This window comes from Lysinibacillus sp. FSL M8-0355 (assembly GCF_038008985.1).
Taxonomy (GTDB): domain Bacteria; phylum Bacillota; class Bacilli; order Bacillales_A; family Planococcaceae; genus Lysinibacillus; species Lysinibacillus fusiformis_D.
Map to the genome: position 1 here is coordinate 3,274,205 of NZ_JBBPAI010000001.1, position 26,094 is coordinate 3,300,298.

Annotated in this window: 20 protein-coding genes and 1 other annotated feature; of the genes, 4 read left to right on the top strand and 16 right to left on the bottom strand. The window is 39.5% G+C overall.

Annotation, left to right across the window (positions count from 1 at the left end; all coding sequences use genetic code 11):
• The first annotated feature begins 125 nt into the window (after positions 1-125).
• Positions 126-1,709: an SH3 domain-containing protein gene (locus tag MKY46_RS15885; RefSeq protein WP_036124396.1), complete on the top strand. Its 1,584-nt coding sequence runs from the start codon at positions 126-128 to the stop codon at positions 1,707-1,709.
• A 491-nt stretch (positions 1,710-2,200) separates the two neighbouring features.
• On the opposite strand, the gene MKY46_RS15890 is transcribed toward MKY46_RS15885, so the two are convergent.
• Positions 2,201-3,607 carry a YfcC family protein gene (locus MKY46_RS15890; RefSeq protein ID WP_058845150.1) on the bottom strand — a complete coding sequence of 469 codons (1,407 nt, stop codon included), beginning with the start codon at positions 3,605-3,607 and terminating at the stop codon, positions 2,201-2,203.
• A gap of 561 nt (positions 3,608-4,168) precedes the next feature.
• Between MKY46_RS15890 and MKY46_RS15895 the strand changes: the two genes are divergently transcribed.
• Entirely contained in the window at positions 4,169-5,524 is a 1,356-nt protein-coding gene (locus MKY46_RS15895; RefSeq protein WP_340834761.1) for a lytic polysaccharide monooxygenase, read from the top strand.
• Positions 5,525-5,862: 338 nt separating this feature from the next.
• Here MKY46_RS15895 and MKY46_RS15900 read toward each other — a convergent pair whose 3' ends face one another.
• The 7 genes from MKY46_RS15900 to MKY46_RS15930 form a co-directional block, all read right to left on the bottom strand.
• Entirely contained in the window at positions 5,863-6,963 is a 1,101-nt protein-coding gene (locus MKY46_RS15900) for an alpha/beta hydrolase (protein WP_051891680.1), read from the bottom strand.
• A gap of 272 nt (positions 6,964-7,235) precedes the next feature.
• On the bottom strand, positions 7,236-7,451 hold the full coding sequence (locus MKY46_RS15905) for a DUF2642 domain-containing protein (protein WP_036124402.1): 216 nt from the start codon (positions 7,449-7,451) through the stop codon (positions 7,236-7,238).
• A 71-nt stretch (positions 7,452-7,522) separates the two neighbouring features.
• Positions 7,523-7,963, bottom strand: a complete 441-nt coding sequence (dtd, locus tag MKY46_RS15910) for a D-aminoacyl-tRNA deacylase (protein WP_036124403.1) — start codon at positions 7,961-7,963, stop codon at positions 7,523-7,525.
• A 35-nt stretch (positions 7,964-7,998) separates the two neighbouring features.
• A complete protein-coding gene (locus MKY46_RS15915; RefSeq protein WP_036124404.1) occupies positions 7,999-10,194 on the bottom strand; it encodes a RelA/SpoT family protein in 2,196 nt (731 codons plus the stop codon).
• 204 nt (positions 10,195-10,398) lie between these two features.
• A complete protein-coding gene (locus MKY46_RS15920; protein WP_036124405.1) occupies positions 10,399-11,313 on the bottom strand; it encodes a pseudouridine-5'-phosphate glycosidase in 915 nt (304 codons plus the stop codon).
• Between the two features lie 4 nt (positions 11,314-11,317).
• Positions 11,318-12,409 carry a carbohydrate kinase gene (locus MKY46_RS15925; protein WP_036124406.1) on the bottom strand — a complete coding sequence of 364 codons (1,092 nt, stop codon included), beginning with the start codon at positions 12,407-12,409 and terminating at the stop codon, positions 11,318-11,320.
• Between the two features lie 120 nt (positions 12,410-12,529).
• A complete protein-coding gene (locus MKY46_RS15930) occupies positions 12,530-13,780 on the bottom strand; it encodes an MFS transporter (protein ID WP_340834766.1) in 1,251 nt (416 codons plus the stop codon).
• Between the two features lie 189 nt (positions 13,781-13,969).
• Between MKY46_RS15930 and MKY46_RS15935 the strand changes: the two genes are divergently transcribed.
• On the top strand, positions 13,970-14,428 hold the full coding sequence (locus tag MKY46_RS15935) for a MarR family winged helix-turn-helix transcriptional regulator (RefSeq protein ID WP_036124409.1): 459 nt from the start codon (positions 13,970-13,972) through the stop codon (positions 14,426-14,428).
• Between the two features lie 451 nt (positions 14,429-14,879).
• On the opposite strand, the gene MKY46_RS15940 is transcribed toward MKY46_RS15935, so the two are convergent.
• The 8 genes from MKY46_RS15940 to MKY46_RS15975 form a co-directional block, all read right to left on the bottom strand.
• The gene (locus MKY46_RS15940) at positions 14,880-15,392 is read right to left on the bottom strand and encodes an adenine phosphoribosyltransferase (protein ID WP_036124410.1); all 513 of its coding nucleotides are present in this window, start codon (positions 15,390-15,392) and stop codon (positions 14,880-14,882) included.
• A 35-nt stretch (positions 15,393-15,427) separates the two neighbouring features.
• Positions 15,428-17,746 (bottom strand): single-stranded-DNA-specific exonuclease RecJ, encoded by a 2,319-nt coding sequence (recJ, locus tag MKY46_RS15945; protein WP_036124411.1) that lies wholly within the window; start codon positions 17,744-17,746, stop codon positions 15,428-15,430.
• Between the two features lie 164 nt (positions 17,747-17,910).
• Entirely contained in the window at positions 17,911-18,702 is a 792-nt protein-coding gene (gene trpA / locus MKY46_RS15950; RefSeq protein WP_036124412.1) for a tryptophan synthase subunit alpha, read from the bottom strand.
• Positions 18,699-19,910, bottom strand: a complete 1,212-nt coding sequence (trpB, locus tag MKY46_RS15955) for a tryptophan synthase subunit beta (protein ID WP_036124413.1) — start codon at positions 19,908-19,910, stop codon at positions 18,699-18,701. The genes trpA and trpB overlap by 4 nt, the downstream gene beginning before the upstream one ends.
• A complete protein-coding gene (locus MKY46_RS15960) occupies positions 19,910-20,524 on the bottom strand; it encodes a phosphoribosylanthranilate isomerase (protein ID WP_036124414.1) in 615 nt (204 codons plus the stop codon). The genes trpB and MKY46_RS15960 overlap by 1 nt, the downstream gene beginning before the upstream one ends.
• Positions 20,521-21,312 carry an indole-3-glycerol phosphate synthase TrpC gene (gene trpC / locus MKY46_RS15965; protein ID WP_036124416.1) on the bottom strand — a complete coding sequence of 264 codons (792 nt, stop codon included), beginning with the start codon at positions 21,310-21,312 and terminating at the stop codon, positions 20,521-20,523. The genes MKY46_RS15960 and trpC overlap by 4 nt, the downstream gene beginning before the upstream one ends.
• The gene (gene trpD, locus MKY46_RS15970) at positions 21,309-22,340 is read right to left on the bottom strand and encodes an anthranilate phosphoribosyltransferase (protein ID WP_036124418.1); all 1,032 of its coding nucleotides are present in this window, start codon (positions 22,338-22,340) and stop codon (positions 21,309-21,311) included. Before trpD ends, trpC begins: the two co-directional genes overlap by 4 nt.
• On the bottom strand, positions 22,340-23,707 hold the full coding sequence (locus MKY46_RS15975; protein ID WP_036124420.1) for a chorismate-binding protein: 1,368 nt from the start codon (positions 23,705-23,707) through the stop codon (positions 22,340-22,342). The genes trpD and MKY46_RS15975 overlap by 1 nt, the downstream gene beginning before the upstream one ends.
• 99 nt (positions 23,708-23,806) lie before the next feature.
• Positions 23,807-24,051 (bottom strand) — a binding site (T-box leader).
• A 322-nt stretch (positions 24,052-24,373) separates the two neighbouring features.
• On the opposite strand from MKY46_RS15975, the gene MKY46_RS15980 reads away from it, so the two are divergent.
• Positions 24,374-26,062 (top strand): methyl-accepting chemotaxis protein, encoded by a 1,689-nt coding sequence (locus MKY46_RS15980; protein ID WP_036124422.1) that lies wholly within the window; start codon positions 24,374-24,376, stop codon positions 26,060-26,062.
• The last annotated feature ends 32 nt before the right edge of the window (positions 26,063-26,094 follow it).

Sequence of the window (26,094 nt, forward strand, 5' to 3'; positions counted from 1 at the left end):
GCCAATGTCAACTGTTTTTGTATTTTTCATAGGGCTATAATGAAAATAACAAATTCCATTACCATTTTACCACGAATTTTATGACAAAAGCATGGTAAAATAGCACAAGGAATAGGAGGAATCTGATGAGAACAAAAATTTTACATAGTATAATCATATTCGTACTAATGGTAACGATTGCGATGCCAAATAAGAACTTTGTTCAAAGAGCTTCCGCTGACACCAGTGATCTAAAAGTCGCTGGAACGATTCTTCATTTGCGTGAGGGTCCTGGATTATCATATCCCATTATTACGACATTAGAAGAAGGTGATCCTTTAACCTCTATCGGTCGTGAAGGTGATTGGATTCAAGTAAAAGCAGGTAACTATGAGGGCTGGGTTGCTTCATGGCTGACGGCTCCTACAAGTGCTAAACAGGCCATCGATAAAACCGTCATCTCACAAGTTGACCGTTTAAATATACGAACAGATCCAGATATTTCTTCAGCTGTTCTTGGTCAACTTTCTACAGGCAACCAAGCCAACCTTATTGAAGAAAATGCTGAATGGGCAAAAATTGATTGGAATGGACTTACGGGATGGGTTTCAAAGGATTATGTCACGATTAATGATAATCCTAAAAAAGAAAAGGAACCTAAAGATGATGCCGTAGAAGTAACGACAACTACAACACCTGTTAACAAGGACACAACCTTTACTATTTTAGTAGACGTCCTCAATGTTCGTAAAAAACCAGACTTGAATGCTAAAAAAATCGGCACTGCGAAAAAAGGTCAAGCCTTTAAAGTAATTGCACATGAACATAATTGGGTACAAATTCAGTACAATGATAAAAAAACAGGCTGGGTTTATAGCTTTTATGGTACTTTCTCCAATAAAGTTAAAAGTACATCCAAAACTTCCTCTTCCAAAGAGTTGGAATCCGTTACCATAATCTATAATGGGACAAACTTACGAACAGATGCCTCAACAGCAGCTGAAGTGGTTGAACGGGTAGATGCTGGCTTAAATTATCCAATTGTCGGCGTAAAAAATGATTTTTATGAAATTCAATTAGATGAAGATCAAACAGCATTTGTTGCAAACTGGGTTGTAACAACAAGTTCTAATAAAACGATGATTCCTCAAAAGGAAAAAGAAGAGCCTCGTAAAAAAGGGACGTTAAGTGGGTTAACAATAGTTGTTGATGCTGGCCATGGGGGAAATGATCATGGCACAACGGGTCAACGTGGTACAGAGGAAAAAGGCATTACGCTGAAAACAGCTACTATGCTTGCATCCAAGCTAAGTGCGGCTGGCGCCAATGTAGTCATGACGAGGGAATCCGATGAATATGTGGCATTGCGTAAGCGTGTATCAATTGCCCATCAATATGAAGCAGATGCCTTTATTAGTCTCCATTATGATGCAACAGACGATAGTTCTATTAACGGCTTCACCTCCTATTATATGAATAGTAATCAAAAAGGGCTTGCTGAAGCGATTCATGATGGACTATCAAGTAAATTAGAGTTAAGAGATCGTGGCACACAACAAGGTAACTATTTAGTACTACGAGAAAATCGTCAAAAAGCAGTCCTTATTGAGTTAGGCTTCTTAAGTAATTCAAGTGAAGAGCGTGTCATCACCACAGCGAAGTTCCGTGAACAGGCGACTCTCGGTATTTATCAAGGAATTCTCAACTACTTTAATGAGCAAGAGGAATAATGAAAAAAGATCATGTCAAAGGCAGAAAAAGCAACTTTGCAAGGGGAGGGGGAGATTTCCGTTCCGCCAGCGTCCTTTCCAGGGGGCGTCCGATGAGCCGCTTCACTCACTTACGCTCGCTCCAGGGTCTCATCTGTGACGCTAAATCCCCTAGGAGTGACGCTGGCTCCACTCCAATCAACCATTCTGCAAAGAGTCTTTACTTTTTTTCATAGTAATATAGCGATTAAATAGCCCATTATTTGTATTCTTAGAGGGAATAAGCTCTTATTATTAATGTAGAGAAGTGATGCGTGACAACACCTCGCCATAAAGAGCAGTGAAGACCTTCACTTTATTTGAAAACCTTCACTAAAAAGGTAACACTTTTGTAGGTTGGAATGGAGTCAAGTAGCCTGCAACGGAAATCCATTTCTACCTTCCAATTGACTGTTTTGTTTTTCAACACTAAGAAAAAAGCTGCGGATGCTATCCACAGCTTTTTTCACGTATTAAGAAACCCCTATTGCTACCGCAGCAATTAACGCCAGGCATGCAATCACTGCCCAGCCAAGAATCATCTTCCAAATGAATTTGATCCACTTTTCATAGGGAATGCCTGCAACCGCTAAATAGGCCATTAAGGCAGATGAAGTAGGAATAATAGAGTTCGTTAAGGAATCCCCATATTGGAAGGCTAATACAGCCACTTGTCGTTCTAACCCTAATAAATCGGTAATTGGTATCATAATCGGCATTGTTGCGGCTGCCTGTCCACTACCAGATGAAATAAATAAATTTAACAGTGCTTGAATAAATAACATACCGATTGCACTGATAGCATGTGGTAAATGCCCAATTGTTTCCGATGCCGCATAAACGATAGTATCGATAATTTTCCCTTGCTCTAAAACAACCGTAATCGCACGGGCAAAACCTACAATTAAAGCACCGAATGTTACAGCCTTCGCTCCTTCAATGAAGGAATCAAAAATAGTTGCAGGTTTCAACCCACCAATTAGCCCTGCAATTAACCCCATAATTAAAAAGGAGGCGGTTAACTGTGTTAAGAACCAGCCCCAATTAAATACACCATAAATATTAAAGCCAATTCCACAAGCCATCACAATAAATACAAATTTATGCTTTCCTGTTAATGTGGGAATGTCAATAACGGATACATTAGATTTAGCTTTTTGCTCGATGTCATAAATAACACTTGCCTGTGGATTCTTTTTCACCTTAAAGGCATAGCGAGATACATAGAAAATAGCAAAACCTAACACAAAAACATAGACAACTGCACGGAAGCCGATCCCAGAGAATAACGGTACATCTGCTAATGATTGTGCAACACCCACCGTAAAGGGATTAAGCATCCCTCCAAAAAATCCACTGGCCGCTCCAAGTGTGATCATGGCAGTCCCTGTCACAGCATCGAAGCCCATCGCACGCGCAATTGCTACACCAATCGGTACGAAAATAATTGTTTCTTCGGCCATCCCCATTGTAAAACCACCAACAGAGAATAAAATCATTGATAATGGGATAAGTAATTTTTCTCTTCCCTCTAAAGCTTTTACCCCTTTATAAACACCAGCTTCAATGGCACCCGTGGAACGAATAATCCCAAAAACACCACTGACTAAGAAAATGTAGAAAATAATTTGAGCCCCTTTTTCAAGACCCATTGGAATAGCTGTAAACATTTCGAAAAATGAAACTGGATCACTCTCAATATGATGATAGCTTCCATCTACAACGAGCATTCGCCCTTCCTTATCCTCTATTCGTTCAAACTCACCTGCTGGAATAATATAGCTTGCAATACCCGCTAAAAAAATAATAGCAAAAATAATGGTATATGTATGAGGTACTTTCAGCCAGCTTCTTTTCTTTACACCTTGTTCATTTTCCATGACATCACCCTCCTTTTAATCAATTTAGACATTTGCATTATATTGTCGCTATATGTCGTTAATTGAAAATAAATATACATGAGTTCAAATTTATTGTAAAGTATTAATTTTCTATTATTTCAGAAATTCTATTTATTTGTTGCCACAGCAAGCTTTCTCAGACGCCCCTGCTGATAAGGATGCTTATCCTCTGCTACATAAAATATTCATACTCGATTAATTGGATAATTATGCGTTCAGCAGAGCGCCGTAATTTGAGTATTGTGACCAAGGTTAACAACTTCTATAGCTACATTTCACGAATGAGAAGAGTAACTGTACGTAAATTGACAAATTTTAATAGATTTGAAAATTTTATTATAATAGCTAATTATTTTTAATAGAAAACAATCCTCTAAAGTAAGATATTTGCCCAATCAAGGTCTATATACTCATTAATTTTGCAACAAAAGTTATTTGCACAACAAAACTATTATCCTATAAAAACAGACTTTGAATAATTTTTAATATATTGCTATCATACTAGTTGCTATCCAATTCCAACAAAAGGAGACTAGTTATATGAATACTAAATTCGCAAAAAAGTTAAGTAAAAAGGGAATAAGTGCTGCCATATTAGCAGCAGGAATCATGGGTATTTCAATGGCACCTAATGCATATGCCCATGGATTTGTTGAAAAACCAGCTAGCCGAGCTGCTTTATGTAGTCAAAATTATGGAGCACTTAATTTAATGTGCGGAAACATAATGTATGAGCCACAGAGTTTAGAGGCACCTAAGGGATTTCCACAAAGTGGGCCGGCTGATGGAAAAATCGCATCTGCTGGAGGTCTATTTGGTGGCATACTCGATCAACAAACCGCTGATCGTTGGTTTAAGAACACGATTACAGGAGGTTCAAATACCTTTACATGGAAGTATACAGCGCCACATTTGACAAGCAAATGGCACTATTATATTACTAAAAAGGGATGGAATCCAAATAAACCATTAAACCGTGCTGACCTTGAGCTAATTGCAACTGTAGAACATAATAGTTCTGCTGCATCGAATAATCTAACTCATACAATTAACGTGCCAACTGATCGTAGTGGTTACCACATTATTCTAGCTGTTTGGGATGTAGCTGATACTTCAAATGCATTCTATAATGTAATCGACGTTAATTTAGTGAATAATGGAAATGTAGATATAGAAGCTCCAACTCAGCCAAATGGATTACATACTACGAAAGTTACTTCAAACAGTGCCGAGCTAAAATGGAGTCCTTCTACAGACAATGTGAGTGTAAAAGAATACCAGATATTACGTGATAATAAAGTAGTTGGAGTGGTACCAGGAACAACATTCACAGATAAAAATTTAAAACCGACTACCAAGTATACATATACGGTAAAAGCAGTGGATGCAGCTGGGAATGTTTCTAATGAAAGTGAATCGATAGTTGTAGAGACAATGCATACAGCTCCAGATACAGAAGCACCAACGCAACCAACTGCACTTCACACAATGGGCGTAACATCTTCAAGTGTAGACTTAATGTGGAGTGCATCAGAGGATAATGTAGCAGTTGACCATTATGTTATATATCAAGGAACACAAGTAGATCAAATGTCTGTTGTTGGAACATCAAAAACTACATCATTTATGGACATGAATCTCCAATCGAATACAACATATATGTATGCAGTAACTGCAGTGGATGCGGCTGGAAATGAATCAATTAAAAGTTCCATTTTAACTGTGACTACAAAAGATCTAGGGGCTTCTTATGAGCAATGGAGTCCATTTAAGGCGTACACAAAAGGAGATAAGGTTGAGTACCAAGGAAAGATTTATGTAGCCGTTCAAAGCTATCAAGGATACGGAGATCCAAATTGGATAAACGCATTGTCTTTATGGAAAGAAATTGAGTAAAGTCCTAGTATGAGATTGCAGTGATTGAAAAGATCCTTTTAAATCAACAATAGTTTTATTTCAATAGATAATAGCTATCAATTCATGTTAGAAGTTAAATAAATTCATACAAAGGCCATCGAGAAGTCGCTCTCGATGGCTTTTGTCATTTTTCTCTCTCTTTATTTTCCAACATTTAGTAAAACTTTGCCGTATCCAACCCCTGCATGGAGAGGAAGCGGAGAGGCGCTCGCCTACAGAAAAGCAAGTAATCCATGCATGTGTATATACTAATTCAATCGCTTGCATTATTGATTCTGCTTCCACAAGTTACAATTAACAAAAGTAAAAAAGACACATTATAAGGAATTGAAAACCTTTTTTACCCATTCAAGAAACTCTCTCATATAGTGTTCCTGCTTAAAGCCATGATTCTGACCTTCTACTACAACTTCAGTAATATCCGCATCTGCTACTCGTGCAGATTGAATATATTCTTGTGGCCCTTTTACCCCAACAGCTAAATCATTCGTCCCATAAGCAATAAACTGAGGTATATTTGCTGTGCTAAAATGTTTAGATAAATCTGTCTGATTCAAAAGCTCTTCACGCACTTCTGGACTTCTTACATCTTCATCTTTAAAAGAAGCAAAGAGCATAGGCACATTATAGCGATAGGTCAATGCTGGATAAATCATAGCTGCAGAGACTACTTGATCATCGACTGCATCGATGTCATCAAGCTGATAACTATCAGGAAACAGATTTTTCCCCTGAATGAGATTAATAAAGCTACCGGTTTGAAAACCACCCGCGCTAAAACCGATCAATCCAATTTTATCTGGATGAATACCATAATCATTTGCATGATAACGTAGATAACGGACAGCCCGCTGAACATCCAATTGGGGAATAGGCCATTCATATGGGTTAGAACGATAGTGTAGAACGAATGCATTGATACCTGCCTTATTTAATGATTCAGCTACTTCTTTTCCTTCAGCAGTTCCACCATCCATTTCCTTAAAGCCATAGCCACCTCCTGGAATAATAATGATGGCACTGTCACTGTTTGACCTCGTATAAGGAATCAGATATGGTTCATCTTCATAGGTAGATTTTTCATAGCCTCCTACAATTTCATGGACATATGTAAAGGTATCAATTGCAGCTTCATTGTCTTTATATTCTTCTCCCACAATACTAGTAGAAAATTTGAATGTTGCTAAGAGTCTGTTAGGATTACCCTTAATATTCATATCGTCTAGCTTACTTCCAGAATGATTTCCTGCAACTTCTTCTCCCCAAATTTCAACCTTGTGCTCAATATCCGCAACTGGCTTGCCTGGTTTATTCCCAAATGGATTAATCTCGAGAATAGCGTATCCACCCCCTATAAACAAAGCGAAAATAGCTAGAATTATTCCCACTATCTTGGCTATTTTCTTCATTATGTTCATAATATATAACCTCCTTTAAACCTATTCATGACAGTATTAAATAGTATATTAGCAGCCATTCCTACTTGTTTCTTAGTTGAGTATAATTCTAGTCGCTTTATGACCGATTTCACAAGAGACATACCAAAAGTGTCTTTCTCCATGAACGATCCCTGCTTCTGCCCTCAAACCAATATAAACTCCATATTCTAATAATTAAATTTGCTCATTATACCTTAAAATATAAAAAAGAACCTTCTATCATCTTTTATGATTCGAAGGTTCGTACTTCATCAATTTTTTGTAGTTTCCAATGTAACCCATACAATTTCCTCCATTCGAATGAAGAAAGGGGTACGATTCATCTCAAGGATCATATGGTCAGGTAGTATGGATAATAAAATACCTTTTTGCATCGTTTTTTCTGTTTGCACCACTACTGCCTGGCCAATCATCATGTTAAGTGTTTCGTATAAATATGGATTAGATCTACTCCCTATCTGCGTCAAGTTTAAGACACTCCTTCCTATAAAACTAACCATACTCATTAGTATATGAAGGATTTATAGGAAATGTTCCATTATTTTGATTCTAGAAGTATTGTTACTGGACCATCGTTGATTAGTGCAACATCCATCATTGCACCAAAAATACCTGTTTCCACATGTAAGCCGAGCTCACGCAATGCTTGATTAAAAGCTTCCCACAGCGGTTCGGCTACTTCTGGTCTAGCTGCACTGATGAAACTAGGACGATTTCCCTTTTTTGCATCCCCATACAATGTAAATTGTGAGACGGATAAAATTGCGCCTCCATGCTCTAGGATCGAATGATTCATTTTTCCTTCCGCATCTTCCCAAAGGCGTAAATTAGCTACTTTTTTCGCTAAATAAGCGACATCCTCATGTGTATCCTCATGTGTAATACCTACTAGAAGAACATAGCCATTATCAATCGCTCCTGTGACAGTTCCGTCAACCGTTACAGAAGCAGCTTTACTGCGCTGTAATACTACTTTCATGCATTAAAACCCCAATTCTATGTTGTTGCCAATCATTAATTGATGACACGCTGCACCGAATAAATATCAGGTGTTTGTTTAATCCGCTCAACAACCTTATGCAAATGTGAAATGTTTGAAATGGAAATCGTTAAATGAATTGTTGCCATTTTATCACGATCAGCACGACCACTGACTGCTAAAATATTTGTTTTTGTTTCACTAACAATTTGCATAATTTCATTTAAAATACCAGGTCGATCAAAGGCTGACACTTCGATATCCACTGGATATTCTTTTTTCTCAGGGATGATTCCATGCTCCCATTCCACTTCAATTAAACGTTCTTGCTCATCCTCAATTTGAATATTTGGACAGTCTGCACGGTGTACAGAAACACCTCTACCTTTTGTAATAAAGCCTACAATCTCATCACCAGGTACAGGCGTACAACAACGAGAAAGTCGAATAAGCATATTATCAATGCCCTTGACGATGACACCCGATTCCGTTCGTTTTTGCGGAATTGGATTTTTCATTTTTTGTTCGATTTTCTCTAAAGCTTCTTCCTGCTCACGCTCTTTACGACGTTTTTCCGCTAAACGATTAACCACTTGCTGTGCAGTAATACCATTCACCCCTACTGCTGCATACAAGTCCTCCTCATTCGTATAGTTGAATTTATCACATACACGTTTGAGGTTTTCTGATGACATCGTTTCCTTTAAATCGAAATCCTGAGCACGAATTTCCTTTTCAATCATTTCTTTCCCTTTAATGATATTCTCTTCACGTAAATGTCGTTTAAAGAATTGCTTAATCTTATTTTTCGCCTGTGAGGATTGTGCTATTTTTAGCCAATCGCGGCTCGGACCAAAGGATTGTTTAGATGTTAAAATTTCAATGATATCGCCGGTTTTCAGTGGTGTATCAAGTGGCACCATTTTCCCATTGACTTTTGCCCCAATCGTACGATTTCCGACCTCTGAATGGACACGATAGGCAAAATCGATGGGCACAGAACCCGCTGGCAATTCGATGACATCGCCTTCAGGTGTAAATACGTAGACCATATCAGAAAATAAATCAAATTTTAAGGATTCCATAAATTCTTCGGCATTAGAAGATTCATTTTGGAATTCTAAAATCTCACGGAACCATGTTAATTTTTGATCGACATTTTGCTTTTGATGATCAACATTTTTGCCCTCTTTATACGCCCAGTGTGCCGCAATCCCATACTCTGCAATTTTGTGCATTTCCTTCGTACGAATCTGAACCTCTAATGGATCACCATAGGGTCCAATAACGGTCGTGTGTAAGGATTGATACAGGTTTTGTTTTGGCATGGCAATATAGTCTTTAAAGCGCCCTGGCATCGGTTTCCAGAGTGTATGCACAATCCCTAAAACCGCATAGCAATCTTTAATACTATCGACAAGTACACGTATGGCTAATAAATCATAAATTTCATTAAATTGTTTCTTTTGGAGCACCATTTTTCGATAAATACTGTAAATATGCTTTGGACGACCATAGATATCTGCTTCAATTTCAACCTCATTAAGCTGTGACTTCATCTCAGCCATGACATTCTCTAAATAAGCCTCACGCTCATCACGCTTTTTCTTCATCAAACTGACAATACGATAATATTGTTGTGGGTTTAAATAACGAAGTGCTGTATCTTCAAGCTCCCATTTTACAGTCGAGATTCCCAGACGATGTGCAAGTGGTGCAAAAATTTCTAGCGTCTCTTTCGATATACGTCGCTGCTTTTCAGCAGGTAAATGCTTTAACGTACGCATATTATGGAGACGGTCTGCTAGCTTAATTAAGATGACACGAATATCCTGTGCCATAGCTACAAACATTTTTCGATGATTCTCTGCTTGCTGCGCCTCTTTTGATAAATATTTAATTTTCCCTAGCTTTGTCACACCATCAACAAGCACGGCTACTTCTTCGCCAAATTCCCGTACCAAATCATCCCGCGTAAAATCCGTATCTTCGACAACATCATGTAAAAAACCTGCCGCTACTGTTTCCGGGTCCATTTGTAATTCAGCTAGAATACCTGCCACTTGTACTGGGTGAATGATATAAGGTTCACCAGAGCTACGGAATTGCTCAATATGGGCATCCCTTGCTAATTCATATGCTTTTTTCACGAATGTGACATTTTCATCATTCATGTAGGATTTGACTAACTCAAAAACGTCCTCAGGAGTCAAAATTTGCTCTTTCGCCATAACATGTCCACCTTGCTCGTCAAATTTTTCAGATTAGATATAAACTTAATTGTATAAAATTTTGTAGCCTATTGTAAAGAGACTGTGTCATTTAGTTTAGTTAATCTCGTGAACAGTTCGAAAAATGGAAAAAATATTCTTCTTTTTAATGAAAAAGACCCTTTGCGACAGGATGTCACAAAGGGTTCTTGTTTCGACAAATGATTAGTGTAATTGGTTGTAGGCAACAGCAATTTTTGCGCCAACGACTGCATTGTTTTTCACTAATGCAATGTTCGCATCAAGACTTTTACCTTCTGTTAATTCTTTTACTTTACCAAGTAAGAATGGTGTAACGTTTTTACCTTGAATACCATTCTCTTCAGCTTCAGCTAAAGCTTTTTCAATAATGTTTGTAATAAATGCATGATCTAATGCTTCAGCTTCTGGAATTGGGTTGGCAATGACAGCGCCACCTTTTAACCCTAATTGCCATTTCGCAGATAGCATTGCTGCAATCTCCTCTGGTGTATCAAGCTGGAAGTTGACATCGAAACCACTTTGACGTGTGTAGAATGCTGGTAATTCATCTGTACCATAACCAACTACTGGTACCCCTTTTGTTTCAAGGTATTCTAATGTAAGACCAATATCTAGAATAGATTTTGCACCCGCGCAAATAACAGCCACATTAGTTTGTGCTAATTCTTCTAAGTCAGCAGAGACATCCATTGTTGTTTCAGCACCACGGTGTACACCACCAATACCACCTGTTACAAAGATTTCAATGTCTGCAAGTTCAGCACAGATCATTGTAGCTGCAACTGTTGTCGCACCTAATTTTTTTGTTGCAAGTAAGTAGCCTAAGTCACGACGTGAAGCTTTTGCAACGCCTTGTGAATTTCCAAACATCTCTAGCTCTTCATCTGATAAACCGATTTTGATTTTGCCATCTATTAAGGCAATGGTTGCAGGTACTGCACCATTATCGCGAATAATTTGCTCAACTTCACGCGCAGTTTTCACATTTTGTGGATATGGCATACCGTGTGAAATGATTGTAGATTCTAATGCCACGATTGGTAGACCTTTTGCTTGTCCTGCTTTTACTTCTTCTGATAATACGATGAATTCTTTCATGTTGTTATTCCTCCATTTCATTTTTTAACAAATCTACTGATAATTCAGGTCTTACTGTATAAGGAGATGCCAATGTATTTTTAGCATTTGTTAACCCTGCATCAATACATGTCTCAAAAGATTGACCTGTCAACCAACTGTGTATCACAGCGCTGACAAACGCATCTCCTGCTCCTGTAACATCTTCAATTTTGTTGATCACTTTCGCAGCGAAATGACGAGGTGCGATCGTCGTAGATGCTGCATAAACACCCTTGCTACCAGCTGTGATAATGACATGTTCAGCACCTAGTTGTAAGAGCTGTTGTAATGCTTTTTCATAATGGGTAGCGTTTTCAATTTTATGTCCAACAATTGTTTCTGCTTCATCCGTGTTACAAATAAACCAAGTTACACCTTGTAATGTTTCAGGTAGTCGATTCATTTTTGGCGAAGATACTGGCACAATGACTAATGGAATGGCACGAGCAATGGCTACTTGTTGGATATACGCCACTGTTTCTTTCGGGCAATTTAAATCCAAAATAAAGCAACCAGCATTCACTAGCATTGTTTCATGCTTTTTCAACAAACTCGGTAACAGCAGGTCATAAACCTCCATATTGGCTACAGCTAATGCTAGCTCACCTTGTTCATCCATAATAGCTGTATAGGAACCCGTAGAAGCCTCAGCTAGCTGCTCCACATAACGTAGATTCATAAAGGATTCCGAAGCTTCTTGGATCACTTGCCAATCAGCATCTTTACCAGCCGTTGTTAATAACGTCACTTGATGGTTTAATCTGCCTAAGTTTTCAGCAATATTTCGACCAACTCCACCTACACTAAAAGAAGAGCTGGCAGGGTTAGATGTTCCAAATTGAACATTGCCCTTCACATGGAATTTTCGGTCTAAATTAGCTCCCCCGATGCAAATAATTTCATTTTCCTCGGGTAAAATATAAGCACGACCTACAATCTTTCCTTGCTTTGTTAAACTAGACACTAAATTAGCAAGCACGGGACGGGACAGATTCATTGTATCTGCCATCTCTTGCTGAGACATAAACGGGTTTTGGCGAATTAAAGCAAGCACCGCCTGTTCTCTTTCATTCATAGCATCACCTTTTGTTATATTTGTTTATATTATAAACTTTTGTTTGTTAAATGTCAAACTAATATTGATAAAAAAAGTTGAACCTCTTTCTGTCGAGGTTCAACTTTTTTAGTCGACTGTTTATCCTTGCTGAGGCGTTTGTTTTTTTACAATGATAACGAATAAGCTTGCCAATGCACAGAATAGGCCAGCAAGGAAAAAAGCCCATGTATAGGAATTGAAAAATTTATAAATCAACCCACCCCCATACGCAGCAACTGCCGCTCCTGCCTGATGTGAGGCGAATATCCATCCGTAAATAATACTGCTTTTTTGCATCCCAAAAATTTGTCGTGTAATGCTGATAGTTGGTGGTACTGTGGCAATCCAATCGAGTCCATAAAAGATGCTGAAAATCGTCAGTAAAACAAAGGAGCCTTGAGCGAGTGCATAAGGGAGTAGCAAGAGAGAAGCTCCCCTTAACAAGTAATACCAAAATAATAGCCAACGATTATCAAAACGATCCGATAGCCAGCCAGAGACAGTCGTGCCTAATAAGTTAAACACCCCCATAAAAGAAAGAAGAGATGCAGCGGTTACTAGCGGAACGCCAAAGCTAATACAATATGACACAAAGTGAGTTCCGATTAATCCACTTGTCGAAAGACCACAAATGAAAAAGCTGCCTGCTAAGAGCCAAAATGCTTTGACTTTAACTGCCTCTGCTAAACCAAGAAATGCCATACTAATTGGATTCTTCTTGGGCTGTACTTGCGGCTCTTCTATAATCTCATCATGACCGTAAGGGGTTAGACCAATATCTTGCGGCTTGTTTTTAATAAACATAGCAATCATGACGAACATCATGGTACTCAGGAGTAGGATTAATCCCATTGCCCATCGCCAAGAATAGTGTTCAATAATAATGGCTAGCACTGGCAGTAAAATTAATTGACCTGTGGCTGTACTAGCCGTTAAAATCCCAACTGCCAGCCCTCTGCGTTTAACAAACCAATGATTCGCTACATAGGGACTGAGCACCGTTAAAAAAAGGCTCGCACCAAGCCCAATGATGCCTCCCCAAATAATGATTAACTGCCAGGATTGGCTCATCCAAAAGGTTAAGGTCATTCCTACTATTAAAGTAGACATGGCACTAAGCATCATTTTCTTTAAGCCAATGACTTCAAGCAGCGCCGCCATAAATGGTCCAGATATGCCATATAAAAATAAACTTACAGCAAATGCTAAAGCAATCGTTGAGCGATTCCATTGAAATTCTTTTTCGAGGGGATCAAGGAAAACACCAGACGATGACATTGTAATCCCTGCTACAATAATCGAGAAAAATGTGACAATCAAAATCAACCAGCTATAATGAACTCGCTTCATCCTAACACCTTCTTTTCTTGTGAGATGCATAACAAAACATGTATATACATGTTTTGAGATCTCTTCATTCCATTTATATGTATATACATGTATAATGATAATAATCGTTCCTATAGCTGTCAAGCAGTCTTTTCTAGCTCTTAGGTGTATACTTACAATTAGTAGAATCCCCTCAAAGGAGTACTGACGATGAAGAAGCAACTTAAAACAATCGATTATACACAAATCTGTGTTTGTGCAAACCTTAGAAAAAAAACAAGGGTTGTCACACAATTATATGATAAGCTGCTACAGCCCACTGGTTTAAAGGTTACACAATATTCCATGCTGGCCCATATCGACCTTCAACAAACTGTCTCAATTAGCCGTTTAGGTGAAATTTTACAACTTGATCAAACGACTGTGACCCGTAATATTAATCTATTAAAGCAACATGGCTATGTTGAATTAAAGCGAGACACAAGCGATGCGCGCACTAAAAAGATTACGCTCACTGAAAAAGGATTAGAAAAGCTGCATGAAGCCGCACCCATTTGGCAAACGATTCAAGATAGAATCATCGAAGATATAGGAATCGAAAAATATGCAGATTTCTATGATACCTTGCGCACAATGCAGAAGATCATCCAAGCATATGATGAAGATTAAAAAGTACCTACTTTATTGGGCGCTTCAAACTGCAAACAACAGCCATCGAAAAGTTCACTCTCGATGGCTGTTGTCATTTTTTCTTCTAATTACTTACCAAATATAGAGTGGCATGATCAATATTTGGGCATCCATAAGCTTAGTAAGTCGTTTCTACTAAAGGGTAAATAGCAGCCTCTAATTTTCGCTCAAATGATATAAATTGATTAACCGTTACCATTTCTAATTGTTCATGTTTATTGATTTAATTTTCCGTCTTCAACTTTCATCAGCTTAAAAGTTTACGGTTAATCAAACAGTAATAGGGAAGAAGTTGGATGGAGCGAGGAAAGCAGCTTGGCCCGTATCGGCTTTACTTTATTTCATTGTAAAAGAAAAAGACTGTAGGCAAACTCGTAATTTCTTGAGTTTGTCTACAATCTGAAGTGCCCACTATGGTAGACGCTTTCTCTTAATATTGAATAAGTGTTTTAATATTTAGATCTCCAAGCTTTGCACGACCATTTAATTCTAAAAGTTCGATTAGGAAGGCACAGCCTACTACCTGACCACCTAATTCTTCTACTAAACGAACAGTTGCTTCAACTGTCCCACCCGTTGCTAGTAAATCATCACAGATTAAAACCTTTTGACCAGGCTTAATCGCATCATGATGCATTGTTAATGTATCTTGACCATATTCAAGACCATAGTCTGCACTAATAACCTCACGTGGTAATTTACCTGGTTTACGAACAGGTGCAAAGCCAATTTCAAGTGCATAGGCAACTGGGCAACCGATGATAAAACCACGAGCCTCAGGGCCAACTACAATTTCAGCTCCCACTTCTTTTGCATATTCTACAATTTGGTCTGTTGCATATTTGTATGCTGGTCCATTATCCATAATTGTCGTAATATCTCTGAAGCTAATGCCCTCTTTCGGCCAGTTTTCAACTGTTGTAACATATTGCTTTAAATCCATGTTATTGCTCCTCCTACGAAACGCTGTACGTCCGTTTATGTTAATCGTTCATCAAACCATTGTTTTAATTCTATATAAGGAGCATAGACAAGCTTTTGCTCCATTTCAATCTGTTCTGAACGTTGTTTGTAAGACGGTGCCTCTGTTAGTGCTTGTTTTGGGGCATTCACGTTGACAGTCGTCAGTCCACTCTCCATTTTAACAAAACCAAGCTCAAAAAACACCTGTGTCATAAATTTTAATACATCCAATGGCCAACCTGTATGCTTTGCTAAATCTGCTATATGCATATCAAGCGGAAAGGCTGGTCGATTTTTCAAAAATTTATAATACCAAGAAAATTGCTCACGAGTAGGTAAACCACTAAAGTATTGCGAATCAGGCATATAAAAATGCGCATAAATACGTGAAGGTGTCGTCTTCTGTAACACCTCTTCTAGTTTTTGAACTTGTTGTGGCAAATCTAAGAGCACAATATAATCACTTTGTTCCACATTGGATAGTGCTGGGTCAACTACTGTAATAGGAGCACCAATCAATGATTGATAATACGCCATCGTTGCTGGATGAAAGGCAATAAACTGTGCCTCATCCTTCGGTACCGTATTAAGCCAACGCGCAGTTTGACGGATACCACGAATATCAAATAGCTGCCATTCCGTTGTTTGGACATCCTCGATCATAAATTGGGCTTTTTTACGTCCTTGCCATTCATTAATTTGTAAATCGCCTATAAAGGATACTTTAATGCCATACGTTAATTCATCATGTAAATGTCCTTTATTAAAGCCGACACTATCTAATTTATCATAGCCATTTGTTAATTCCATTTTAATATGATTCTCAGCTGCTCCAATTTTACGCATAGATGAGATTTCAACATCCTCAAGTACGTAAACAGGCTTTGGAAAATCTGTTCCAAATGGTCCTAGTGCTGAAATTTCTTCAATAGCATCTGCTGAAACTTCATCGATGCTTAACGGAATATCAATATGGACGATGGGTGTTAATTGCTCCTCTGTTAAACATTCTCTTGCCTGTGCATCCAAGCGTGTACGTAGTTCATCCACATGCTCTAACGATAAGGTCATGCCTGCGGCCATAGGATGTCCACCAAAATGCGGTAAAATATCTCGGTTTTTAGCTAGTTCATTATATAGATGGAAGCCTTCAATGCTTCGAGCGGAACCCTTTGCTGTGCCCTTTTCTGGATCAAGTGAAAGGACAATGGTTGGACGATAGTACTGCTCAACAAGTCGTGAGGCAACTATTCCAACAACGCCTGCATTCCAGCCTTCCCCCGCCACAACAAGAACTAAGGAATTGCCGATTTTTTCATCCGATTCAATAAGTGCAATGGCCTCATCTGTAATGCTTTTCACAATATCTTTGCGCTCTGTATTGCAGGCATTAAGCTGCTTTGCCAATGCGCTTGCTTTAGCACTATCATCTGCCATTAATAACTCGACTCCTGGAGCTGCTTCTCCGAGTCGACCAACAGCATTTAATCGAGGACCAAAATAAAAGCCAATTGTCTCTTCCGTAATTTTTGCCTGCTCTGTACTGGCTATATCACACATTGCTTGTACCCATGGACTAAGGGAACGACGCATTTCCTGTATACCTCGCTTCACGAGATAGCGATTTTCATCCACTAAAGGAACTAAATCGGCTACAGTTCCAATCGCCACCAATTCCATTAAATGGATTGGTAGTTCACCATATAAAGCATGTGCTAACTTAAAGGCTACACCTACTCCAGCTAGCTCTCCAAACGGATAATGTCCTTCTGGTAATCGAGGATGAAGAATAATATCTGCTGGCGGTAGTTCCTCACCTGGCTCATGGTGATCTGTCACAATGACATCCATGCCAAGCTCTTTAGCCACTCGAACAGGTTCGATACCAGATATCCCGTTATCTACTGTAATGATTAACTGTACACCCTCTTCATATGCTTCACGAAATAATGCTTCATGTGGACCATAACCATGGATAAAACGATTGGGGATTTTAAAGGATACATCCGCTCCAAGATCTAGTAAAACATTTAGCATAACAGTCGTGCTTGTGACACCATCGGCATCATAATCGCCATAGACTAAAATCTTCTGCCCATTTTCTAATGCTTGCTCAATTCGTGCTACTGCTTCAGCCATACCGTACATAAGAAATGGGTCATGGACATTTGCTTCAGTCATATTTAATAAGCTTTCTGCTTCAGCCGTAGTTTCACAGCCTCGTGCTGCTAAAATTTTTGCAGCAATCGCGGAAAGTTGTAAGTCATTTTGTAATGCTTGTACAAGTGTGGCATCTGGACGCTCCACCTGCCATCTTTTTTTCGATAGAATCATCTTCTCACTTCCTTACGAAAGCTATTATACCGAAATTCTATTGGATACGCACTATCCGTTAGATTGATAGTTTTATCCATCAATGTGAAATTTCTATCCGCCCCTTTTACTGATTAATCCATCAGTTTAAACTTACTATCCATCTAGCAGCAAAAAAGCCTACTCTATAGAGTAGACTTCTCGAATACACCTTTTGAAGCGGCCACTAATGCTGCCACGGTGGCCATATCTTCTTCATGCAATGCTGTTACAATAGCACTACCGACAATAACTCCATCTCCCAATGACCCCATCCTTTTCACTTGCTCAGGTGTTGAAATACCAAAGCCTGCAAGCACAGGGATTGAACTTGCTTGACGTAGACTTGCAAAATGCTGCTCTAAGTTTGCAGCAAAATGGGACCTTGCCCCTGTAATTCCATTCACAGTCACAGCATAAACGAAGCCCTGACTAGCTGCTGCAATATGAGCAATACGCTCAGGAGGACTTGTTAAAGAGACAAGTTGAACAACATCAATGGTATATGGGTTTAATGCCTCCCGTAATAGAGCACTTTCTTCTAATGGAACATCTGGTACGATTATTCCCTTAACGCCCCCAGCTACACAGGCTTTTGCAAAAGCCTCTAAGCCATACGCTAACACTGGATTGAAATAAGTCATGACAACTAGAGGTACCGTGATTTCATCTCTAAATGAAGTGAGCGTTTGCAATACCTTCGTTAATGTTACGCCAGCTGCGAGTGCACGTTCTCCTGCCCGCTCAATTGTTGGCCCATCTGCAACAGGGTCTGTAAAGGGGATACCTACTTCAATAGCTGTCACACCTAGCTGCTGTAGTGTTAGGATGGTTGGCTTGATCGTTTCTAGCCCTCCATCACCTGCCATGATATACGGAATAAAGGCTTTGTTTCCTGCTACCTTTGCTTGTTCAATTGCTTGTTGTAACGTCGTCATTTGCCATCTCCTCCTAGTACCGCCCTAACCGTGTGTACATCCTTATCTCCGCGACCAGACAAGCACACTACAATGATCTGGTCTTTCGGCATGGTTTTAGCAAGTTTTGCTGTGTAAGCAATAGCATGGGAACTTTCAAGCGCAGGAAGTATCCCCTCTGTTCGACTTAACAATTGTAAGCCTTCTAGTGCCTCAGCATCTGTGATGGCGTCAAACTGCGCTCGACCGATATCATGTAAATAACAATGTTCTGGCCCTTTTCCCGGATAATCTAACCCCGCGGAAATCGAATGTGCTTCTTGGACAAAGCCATTTTCATCCTGTAATAAATACATGTAGGCACCATGCAATACACCTAATTGTCCACCTGCAATTGCCGCAGCGTGTTTCCCTGTTTCAAGACCACTCCCTGCAGCCTCTACACCATATAAAGCGACTGATGCATCATCTACGAACGGATGAAACATACCGATTGCATTACTGCCACCACCAATACAAGCCACAACAGCATCAGGTAAACGACCTTCCTTTTGCAAAATTTGCTTTCTCGTTTCTACCCCAATGACACGCTGAAAGTCTCGAACGATTTTAGGAAATGGGTGAGGTCCTAAGGCAGAGCCTAAAATATAATGCGTATCCTCAACATTTGTCACCCAATAGCGTAGCGCTGCATTCACAGCATCCTTTAAAGTTTTAGAACCACTTTCCACCGATTGAACCTTTGTGCCAAGTAGCTCCATGCGAAAAACATTTAACTGCTGACGTTTCATATCTTCCGCACCCATAAAAACAACACATTCTAGATTTAATAAGGCACAAGCAGTAGCCGTTGCCACACCGTGCTGTCCTGCACCTGTTTCAGCAACAATTTTCTTTTTGCCCATGCGTTTGGCAAGAAGCGCCTGCCCAATCGCATTGTTAATTTTATGTGCACCTGTATGATTTAAATCTTCACGCTTTAAATAAATCTTCGCTCCTCCAAGTGCGCTCGTTAAATTTTCTGCGTAATAGAGTGGGGTTTCTCGCCCTACATACTCCTGTAAATAATAGGATAGCTCCTCTGTAAACATTGAATCTTTCATCGCTTCTTTATAAGCTGTTTCTAATTCTAGTAAAGCTGTCATTAATGTTTCTGGCACATAACGTCCACCAAATTGTCCGTAACGACCTTCCTTAGTCGGTACATTAAATGCGATTGAATTTCCCATTATTCGCTCCCCCTCTTTACTGCCTGCAAAAATGCCTGTATTTTTATAGAATCTTTGACTCCGTCTGTTTCCACGCCACTTGATACATCCACCATTACAGGAGCTACACTTAAAATGGCCGCTTCAACATTGTCCACATTGAGACCACCCGCTAATAATAATTTCTCTCGTGGAATACCTACTTCCTCAAGTAACGTCCAATCAAAAGTATGACCGCTACCACCTTTAAAATCTGTTCCAGGCGCATCAAATAAATAATAATCCACCTGATAATGAACAGCTGCTTGAACATCCTCTCTTCCTCGTATCGACAATGCCTTAATGGCTGGGTAGCCTTGCTCCTGAATAAATGCTGGCGTTTCCTCTCCATGATATTGCACATAGTCTAAAGGCACGCGCTCTACCGCTTCCTTTAATTCAGCTGGTGTGGGATTGACAAAGACACCTATTTTCAAAACACCTCGTGGCACCTCCTTCGCTAACTGTTGGGCTTGCTCAACAGTTACACGACGTTTACTTGGTGCAAAAACAAAACCAATGGCATCTGCGCCAGCATGAATAGCTGTTTTGACATGTTCTTGTTCTTGTAATCCACAAATTTTGACTTTTGTCATATAGAAGCTGCCTCCTTTTGTACCTGTAAACATTGTAGTGCTTGCCCCGCGTCTTCACTGCGCATCAATGCCTCCCCTACAAGAACGCCACTAGCTCCCATTGTGGCAACTTGATTGGCATCTTCCTGTGACCAAATACCACTTTCACTAATTAATACACGTTGCTCACTGAATGGGAAAACTTCGGCAATTTCTTTTGTCCGTTGTAGACTAACCTCAAAGGTACGTAAATCCCGATTATTGACACCAATCAACTTTGCATCTACTGCAAGAGCACGTTCAAGCTCCTCTGTATCGTGTACTTCCACTAAAACTTCTAGGCCTAAGCCCGTTGCATAACTATATAAGTCGCGTAAAGCGTCATCCGTTAAGGCCGCCACAATTAATAAAATAATAGAGGCACCTGCTGCCTTCGCAAATCGAATCTGCACCCGATCTATCATAAAATCCTTACAAAGAAGAGGCGTGTCAACAACACGAGCAACTGCCGCTAAATCTTCAAAGGAGCCTTTAAAAAACGCCTTATCTGTTAAAACAGAAATAGCTGCTGCTCCTGCCTGTGCATAGACCTGTGCTTGAGCAACTGGATCCGCCGCACCAGCGATGACCCCCCTGGAGGGCGAAGCACGTTTCATTTCAGCAACGACCTGTAATGTTGTAGCTTGACGTAATGTTTCGACTAATGAGGGTCGTGGCTTTTCTGTAAAATTTGCTAAAGGATCTGGCTGCTCTAATAAAGCACCTATCTCAATTTTCTTTTGCTGCAGAACTTTATAGAGTATATTCATTGCCCTACCTCCACTTCTTTCATTTGTTCACTGTAAGTAATAACTGCTTCCAATTTTTTCAATGCTCTCCCACTAAAAATACTTTCCTTCGCCATCGCGACACCTTCTTTAATGGTTTCTGCTTGACCATAGCCGAATAAGCCAATACCCGTATTTAATAACACCGTATCTAAGTACGCACTGTGCTCTCCAGCCAATATTTTTTTCATAATGACCGCATTGTAATCTGCATTGCCACCACGGATAGCTTCTAAAGGTGCTGCTTGAAGACCAACATCTTCAGCCGACAAGGAGAAGGGAATTAAATCTCCTCTATCTACTAGGACCAATGTATTTTGTCCTGCTAAGGAAGCCTCATCAAGCCCCTTAGGACCTGAAACAACAATGGCTCGCTCCCGCCCCAGCATCTGTAGGACTGAGGCATATTCCATGACAAAATCAGGACGATTAATACCTGTGAATTGCGTAAATAATGGTACTGGATTGGTTAAAGGACCGACTAGATTAAAAATCGTTGGTTTTCCTAATGAACGACGAACTTCGCCAATTCGCTTTAATTTTGGATGAACATTCGGTGCATAGATAAAAGCAATTCCTTCTTTCTCTAGCAATTCAATCGTTTGAGGTATGGAAATAGCTGTATGAATACCTAATGCCTCCAACACATCTGAGCTACCCGAGGATGAAGATATTTTACGATTCCCATGCTTTGCCATTTTGACACCTGCTCCAGCTAGTACAAAAGCAGAGGCTGTACTAATGTTGAAGGTATGAAGACCATCTCCACCCGTACCACAATTATCCATATAGTCGTCTTCTTTTACAGCTACATCACGTGCAAAAGAACGCATAATAGTTGCTAATGCTGCTACCTCGTGTGCTGTTTCCCCTTTCACAGCTAAAGCCATTAAAAAACTGGCGATTTCCTCTTTAGGTGTCTCATCCTGAAATAACCATTGCGCGACCTTCAGCATTTCCTCATACATCAGATGTTCACCTTGCACTACTTTCCGTTGTAATTGTTCCATCAGTTTCGCCCTCCATCGTTAACCAATAACTGTAAAAAACCTTTCTCTTCCTCTTGCACTTGCTGTAACACGTTAGGGATATTCGTATATTTAGTCATTGTTATTGTGGATTGCATATACATCGTTTCATGTTCAACTACAATGGATTGCGCTGTTAAAGCAAAATCCAAATGGCCATTGAATCCAATAAAGCCAAGAGCATCACCAAAAATACCTGTCATGTGTGACCCATTTTCTAAGTAACGTATCACCTGCTTCTTAGAAATCTCTGTAACTGAAAATGGTGGGATTGTTACTGCCAGTACATCCAAAGCGTGCAACATAGGTAAAAGCCGACCTTCTACTCTCGACGTCAAGTGCAGTGCCTGTTTTGACCTTTCAATACGCATGGCCTCAATGACCTGAACAGAGTCTCGAAAACAAACAGACTGTAATTTTTGCTGAATGGCACTAACGAGTATTGCATGTGAATTTCGAATGTCCGTTTGTTCATATAATGTGCGCTCATTTTTTAGGTCTTCACTTTTAGTCTCCCCACGTGGATAGGTGCCCTCCGTTGGTGTGGCTATCACTCGCTCCCCCTTCACTCGTATAAGGCTGTCAGGAGAAGTGCCTAATATAACGTGATCCTCAAACTCTACATAATACATATAGGGTGCAGGTTTTTTTTTGCGTAGCTGTCTGTATAAGGAAAACGCATCACCTTGAAAATTTGCTACATAACGCTTAGGCAGTACTACCCTTGTTATGTCATCATTTAACTTGGTTTGCATCGCCTGTAACTCTGCTGCAAAGGATTCATCCGTTGCCTTTTCTATTGCGTGATAATGATAAGTTGCTTCGTCATAAGCATCACCATTTAATAATTGTTGGGCCAGCACTTCCAAATCAGGTTGCTGTTTTTCCGCATCAATATTTGTATGAATCAGTGTCACTTCATCTGTTAAATGATCGAACACAATGATCGTTTCATACACATGGAAGTGCGCATCAGGAAGCCCTATTTTCTCGTCAGCGAACATTGTCGTTCCACCATGACCTATATATCCGACAGCACCTCCTGAAAACGGAAATTGTGTCGTATTAGAGATACGTGGCATAAGTCGTTTAAGGAGGACAAAAAGCTCCCCTTTATGCACATATGTTTTTCGCGTTTTATAGGATATCTCCTGAATTTCTTGTCCCACACCTTTATAGGTTTTTCGTGGATTCGCACCAATAAATGAAAATCTGCCTGCTCCCTCATGCTGTGCAGAGCTCTCCAGCAAAAATTTATATTTCCCCTGTAAACGTCTGAAAATTAAAATAGGTGTTAAAGAATCGCCATTGATAGTTTTCATTTTTGTTCTTGAACTCGTTGTTTGCATAGCTTATAAGCTCCTTTTCAAAAATTCCTTTTGCTAATGTCTAGACGAATGCTGAAGCAAAATAAAAAAAGCCCTCTGCAAAAAGGATTATTCCTAATTGCAGAGGACGATCATGACCGCGTTGCCACCTCATATTAGAGCATATGCTCTCACTTTTGTGCTTTCTATGATGACCAGCTTCATTTTAGCCATACATTCAAAGCACCCCTATAACGTGGGGAATCACGTTCGCTTTTAAAAGCGACTCTCATAAGTCCATTCACATAAGCTGTAAATCAGTTCACACCACCCACTGACTCTCTAAATTACATACCTATGCTACTACTCTTATTCAACAATTTCTCAGCTATTCTCATCTAAACTCAGCTCATCTGTTCTTAGGCTGACCTCGCTCCCGAAGCCTTCTACCTTGACCGAACAAAAAGTTAGCCTTAATTCTATGCCAAACCAATTTAATTGTCAATTAATTCTGAAGAAAAAGATTGAAATTTATGTTTTCGTAAGAACTTTTTATGTAGGTATATTATCCTTCAAAAAGACCTTAAAAGGGAAAAGGATTCCTTACTATTGAATATTTTCTGAGTATTGACCATGTAAATATATCAAGTTATAGTAATTTCAGAACAATAATTTTTTCCATATAATATATAGAAAGTAGGAACGTATATGTCCGTTCGCAAAAAATTAAATTTAGGCTTCATTTCTTTAACCTGTTTACTACTCATTTCAAGCATCTTATCATTTCTTCAATTCAAAACAACACAAAATGATTTAGAGGAAGTATTGAAGCATCGTATTGTTCAAATTCAATTAACGGAGAATATACAGCAACAACTTGCGTCTCAAGGTTTATTTTTACGCTCCTATGTTTTAAATAATAAGGATGAAGCAGCTCGGGACAATTTAGAGCGTTATCACAAACTTTTACCTGAAACAGTTCAAGAACTTTCTGGTCTTGTTCGCTCTGATTATACAAAAGATATTATGCAACAAGTCACTGCATTACAAAACGAGTTACTAGCCTCTTCAGCGAAAGCCTTGCAGGCGTTTAATAGTGGCAATATGGATTTAGCTCTCACTTACATAAATAACGATGTCACAAAATACAATAAGGAAATCTTCAAGCTAACAACTGATTTATTAGCTTATCATGATGAGCAGCTTCAAAAGGTCGATCAAGAAGTAAATCATACCGTTTCACGTGCTCTTATTATTTCCATTAGTCTACTAATTGCTAGTATTATTATTGGTATATATTTTATGTATTTTGTTAAAAACTCCATTGTTCAGCCATTACGGAAGGTCACTGAAGCAGCAGACACATTAGCACAAGGAGATTTAACAATCGCTGAGCTTGACCATCAGACAAAAGATGAAATTGGCATACTTGCGGGTGCAGTCAATACATTAAAACAAAGTCTAGCTGGTCTGATGACGAACATCCAAGACAGTGCATCCCATTTATCAGCTGTCTCTGAAGAGCTTACTGCGAGCACAGAGGAAGTAACGGTAACATCCGATGATATTGCACAAAGAATTCAAGAAAACGCAACATCGCTCACTTCTTCCGCTCGTACCTCGCAGCAAAGTGCTGTGGCAATGGATGAAACAGCAGCAGGTGTTCAACGCATTGCTGAGGCGACACATAGTCTTCACCACAATGCAGAGAGTATGCGCCAACTAGCCCATACAGGAGGAGCAACGATTTCAACAGCGGAAGAACAAATGAATATCATTTCTGTGGCTACCTCTGAAATTGCCACATTGACTCAAAAGCTAAGTAAGCAATCGGAAGAAATTGGACAAATTACAACTGTCATTACAGCCATTTCAGAACAAACAAATTTACTTGCTCTCAATGCGGCCATTGAAGCAGCAAGAGCTGGAGAACATGGTAAAGGCTTTGCCGTTGTAGCTGATGAAGTACGTAAACTAGCAGAGGAATCCAATCAATCTGCTAATCAAATTGTTGCCATTACGAGGGAAATCCTAACAGATACGCGCAATGTGGCTAATGCAGTGGACCATGGCTTAGCTTCTGTACAGGACGGCGTGTCTAAAATTCACGAGGCAGGAGATGCTTTCTACTCCATCACTTCAGCTGTTACAGCCTTTACAGAACAAATTGAAGAAATATCTGCCACATCCGAAGAAATTTCAGCAAGTGCCGAGCAGGTTGCCGCCTCTGTCACCGAAACAGCCAATGTTTCAAATCAATCGGCTAGCAATTCTCAACTGATTGCAGAGTCTGTTGACGAACAAGTAGCGACAATGCAGCAAGTGAATGCGGTTGCTGAGGAATTAAGTCAGAATGCGCAACAGCTCCAAGAAGTCCTTCAGCAATTTAAATTATAAATACACTCGGCAATCTCACTAACAAAAAAGCA

Bases quoted from the DNA above. Each gene is read 5' to 3' on its own strand.
- MKY46_RS15920 (WP_036124405.1), bottom strand. From the start codon at position 11,313: ATGAAAGAATTCATCGTATTATCAGAAGAAGTAAAAGCAGGACAAGCA.
- trpD (WP_036124418.1), bottom strand. From the start codon at position 22,340: ATGGAACAATTACAACGGAAAGTAGTGCAAGGTGAACATCTGATGTAT.
- MKY46_RS15925 (WP_036124406.1), bottom strand. From the start codon at position 12,409: ATGAATGAAAGAGAACAGGCGGTGCTTGCTTTAATTCGCCAAAACCCG.
- MKY46_RS15890 (WP_058845150.1), bottom strand. From the start codon at position 3,607: ATGGAAAATGAACAAGGTGTAAAGAAAAGAAGCTGGCTGAAAGTACCT.
- MKY46_RS15900 (WP_051891680.1), bottom strand. From the start codon at position 6,963: ATGAACATAATGAAGAAAATAGCCAAGATAGTGGGAATAATTCTAGCT.
- MKY46_RS15885 (WP_036124396.1), top strand. From the start codon at position 126: ATGAGAACAAAAATTTTACATAGTATAATCATATTCGTACTAATGGTA.
- MKY46_RS15895 (WP_340834761.1), top strand. From the start codon at position 4,169: ATGAATACTAAATTCGCAAAAAAGTTAAGTAAAAAGGGAATAAGTGCT.
- MKY46_RS15980 (WP_036124422.1), top strand. From the start codon at position 24,374: ATGTCCGTTCGCAAAAAATTAAATTTAGGCTTCATTTCTTTAACCTGT.
- recJ (WP_036124411.1), bottom strand. From the start codon at position 17,746: ATGATTCTATCGAAAAAAAGATGGCAGGTGGAGCGTCCAGATGCCACA.
- trpA (WP_036124412.1), bottom strand. From the start codon at position 18,702: ATGACGACGTTACAACAAGCAATTGAACAAGCAAAGGTAGCAGGAAAC.
- trpC (WP_036124416.1), bottom strand. From the start codon at position 21,312: ATGAATATACTCTATAAAGTTCTGCAGCAAAAGAAAATTGAGATAGGT.
- trpB (WP_036124413.1), bottom strand. From the start codon at position 19,910: ATGGGAAATTCAATCGCATTTAATGTACCGACTAAGGAAGGTCGTTAC.
- MKY46_RS15940 (WP_036124410.1), bottom strand. From the start codon at position 15,392: ATGGATTTAAAGCAATATGTTACAACAGTTGAAAACTGGCCGAAAGAG.
- MKY46_RS15935 (WP_036124409.1), top strand. From the start codon at position 13,970: ATGAAGAAGCAACTTAAAACAATCGATTATACACAAATCTGTGTTTGT.
- MKY46_RS15960 (WP_036124414.1), bottom strand. From the start codon at position 20,524: ATGACAAAAGTCAAAATTTGTGGATTACAAGAACAAGAACATGTCAAA.
- MKY46_RS15930 (WP_340834766.1), bottom strand. From the start codon at position 13,780: ATGAAGCGAGTTCATTATAGCTGGTTGATTTTGATTGTCACATTTTTC.
- MKY46_RS15915 (WP_036124404.1), bottom strand. From the start codon at position 10,194: ATGGCGAAAGAGCAAATTTTGACTCCTGAGGACGTTTTTGAGTTAGTC.
- dtd (WP_036124403.1), bottom strand. From the start codon at position 7,963: ATGAAAGTAGTATTACAGCGCAGTAAAGCTGCTTCTGTAACGGTTGAC.
- MKY46_RS15975 (WP_036124420.1), bottom strand. From the start codon at position 23,707: ATGCAAACAACGAGTTCAAGAACAAAAATGAAAACTATCAATGGCGAT.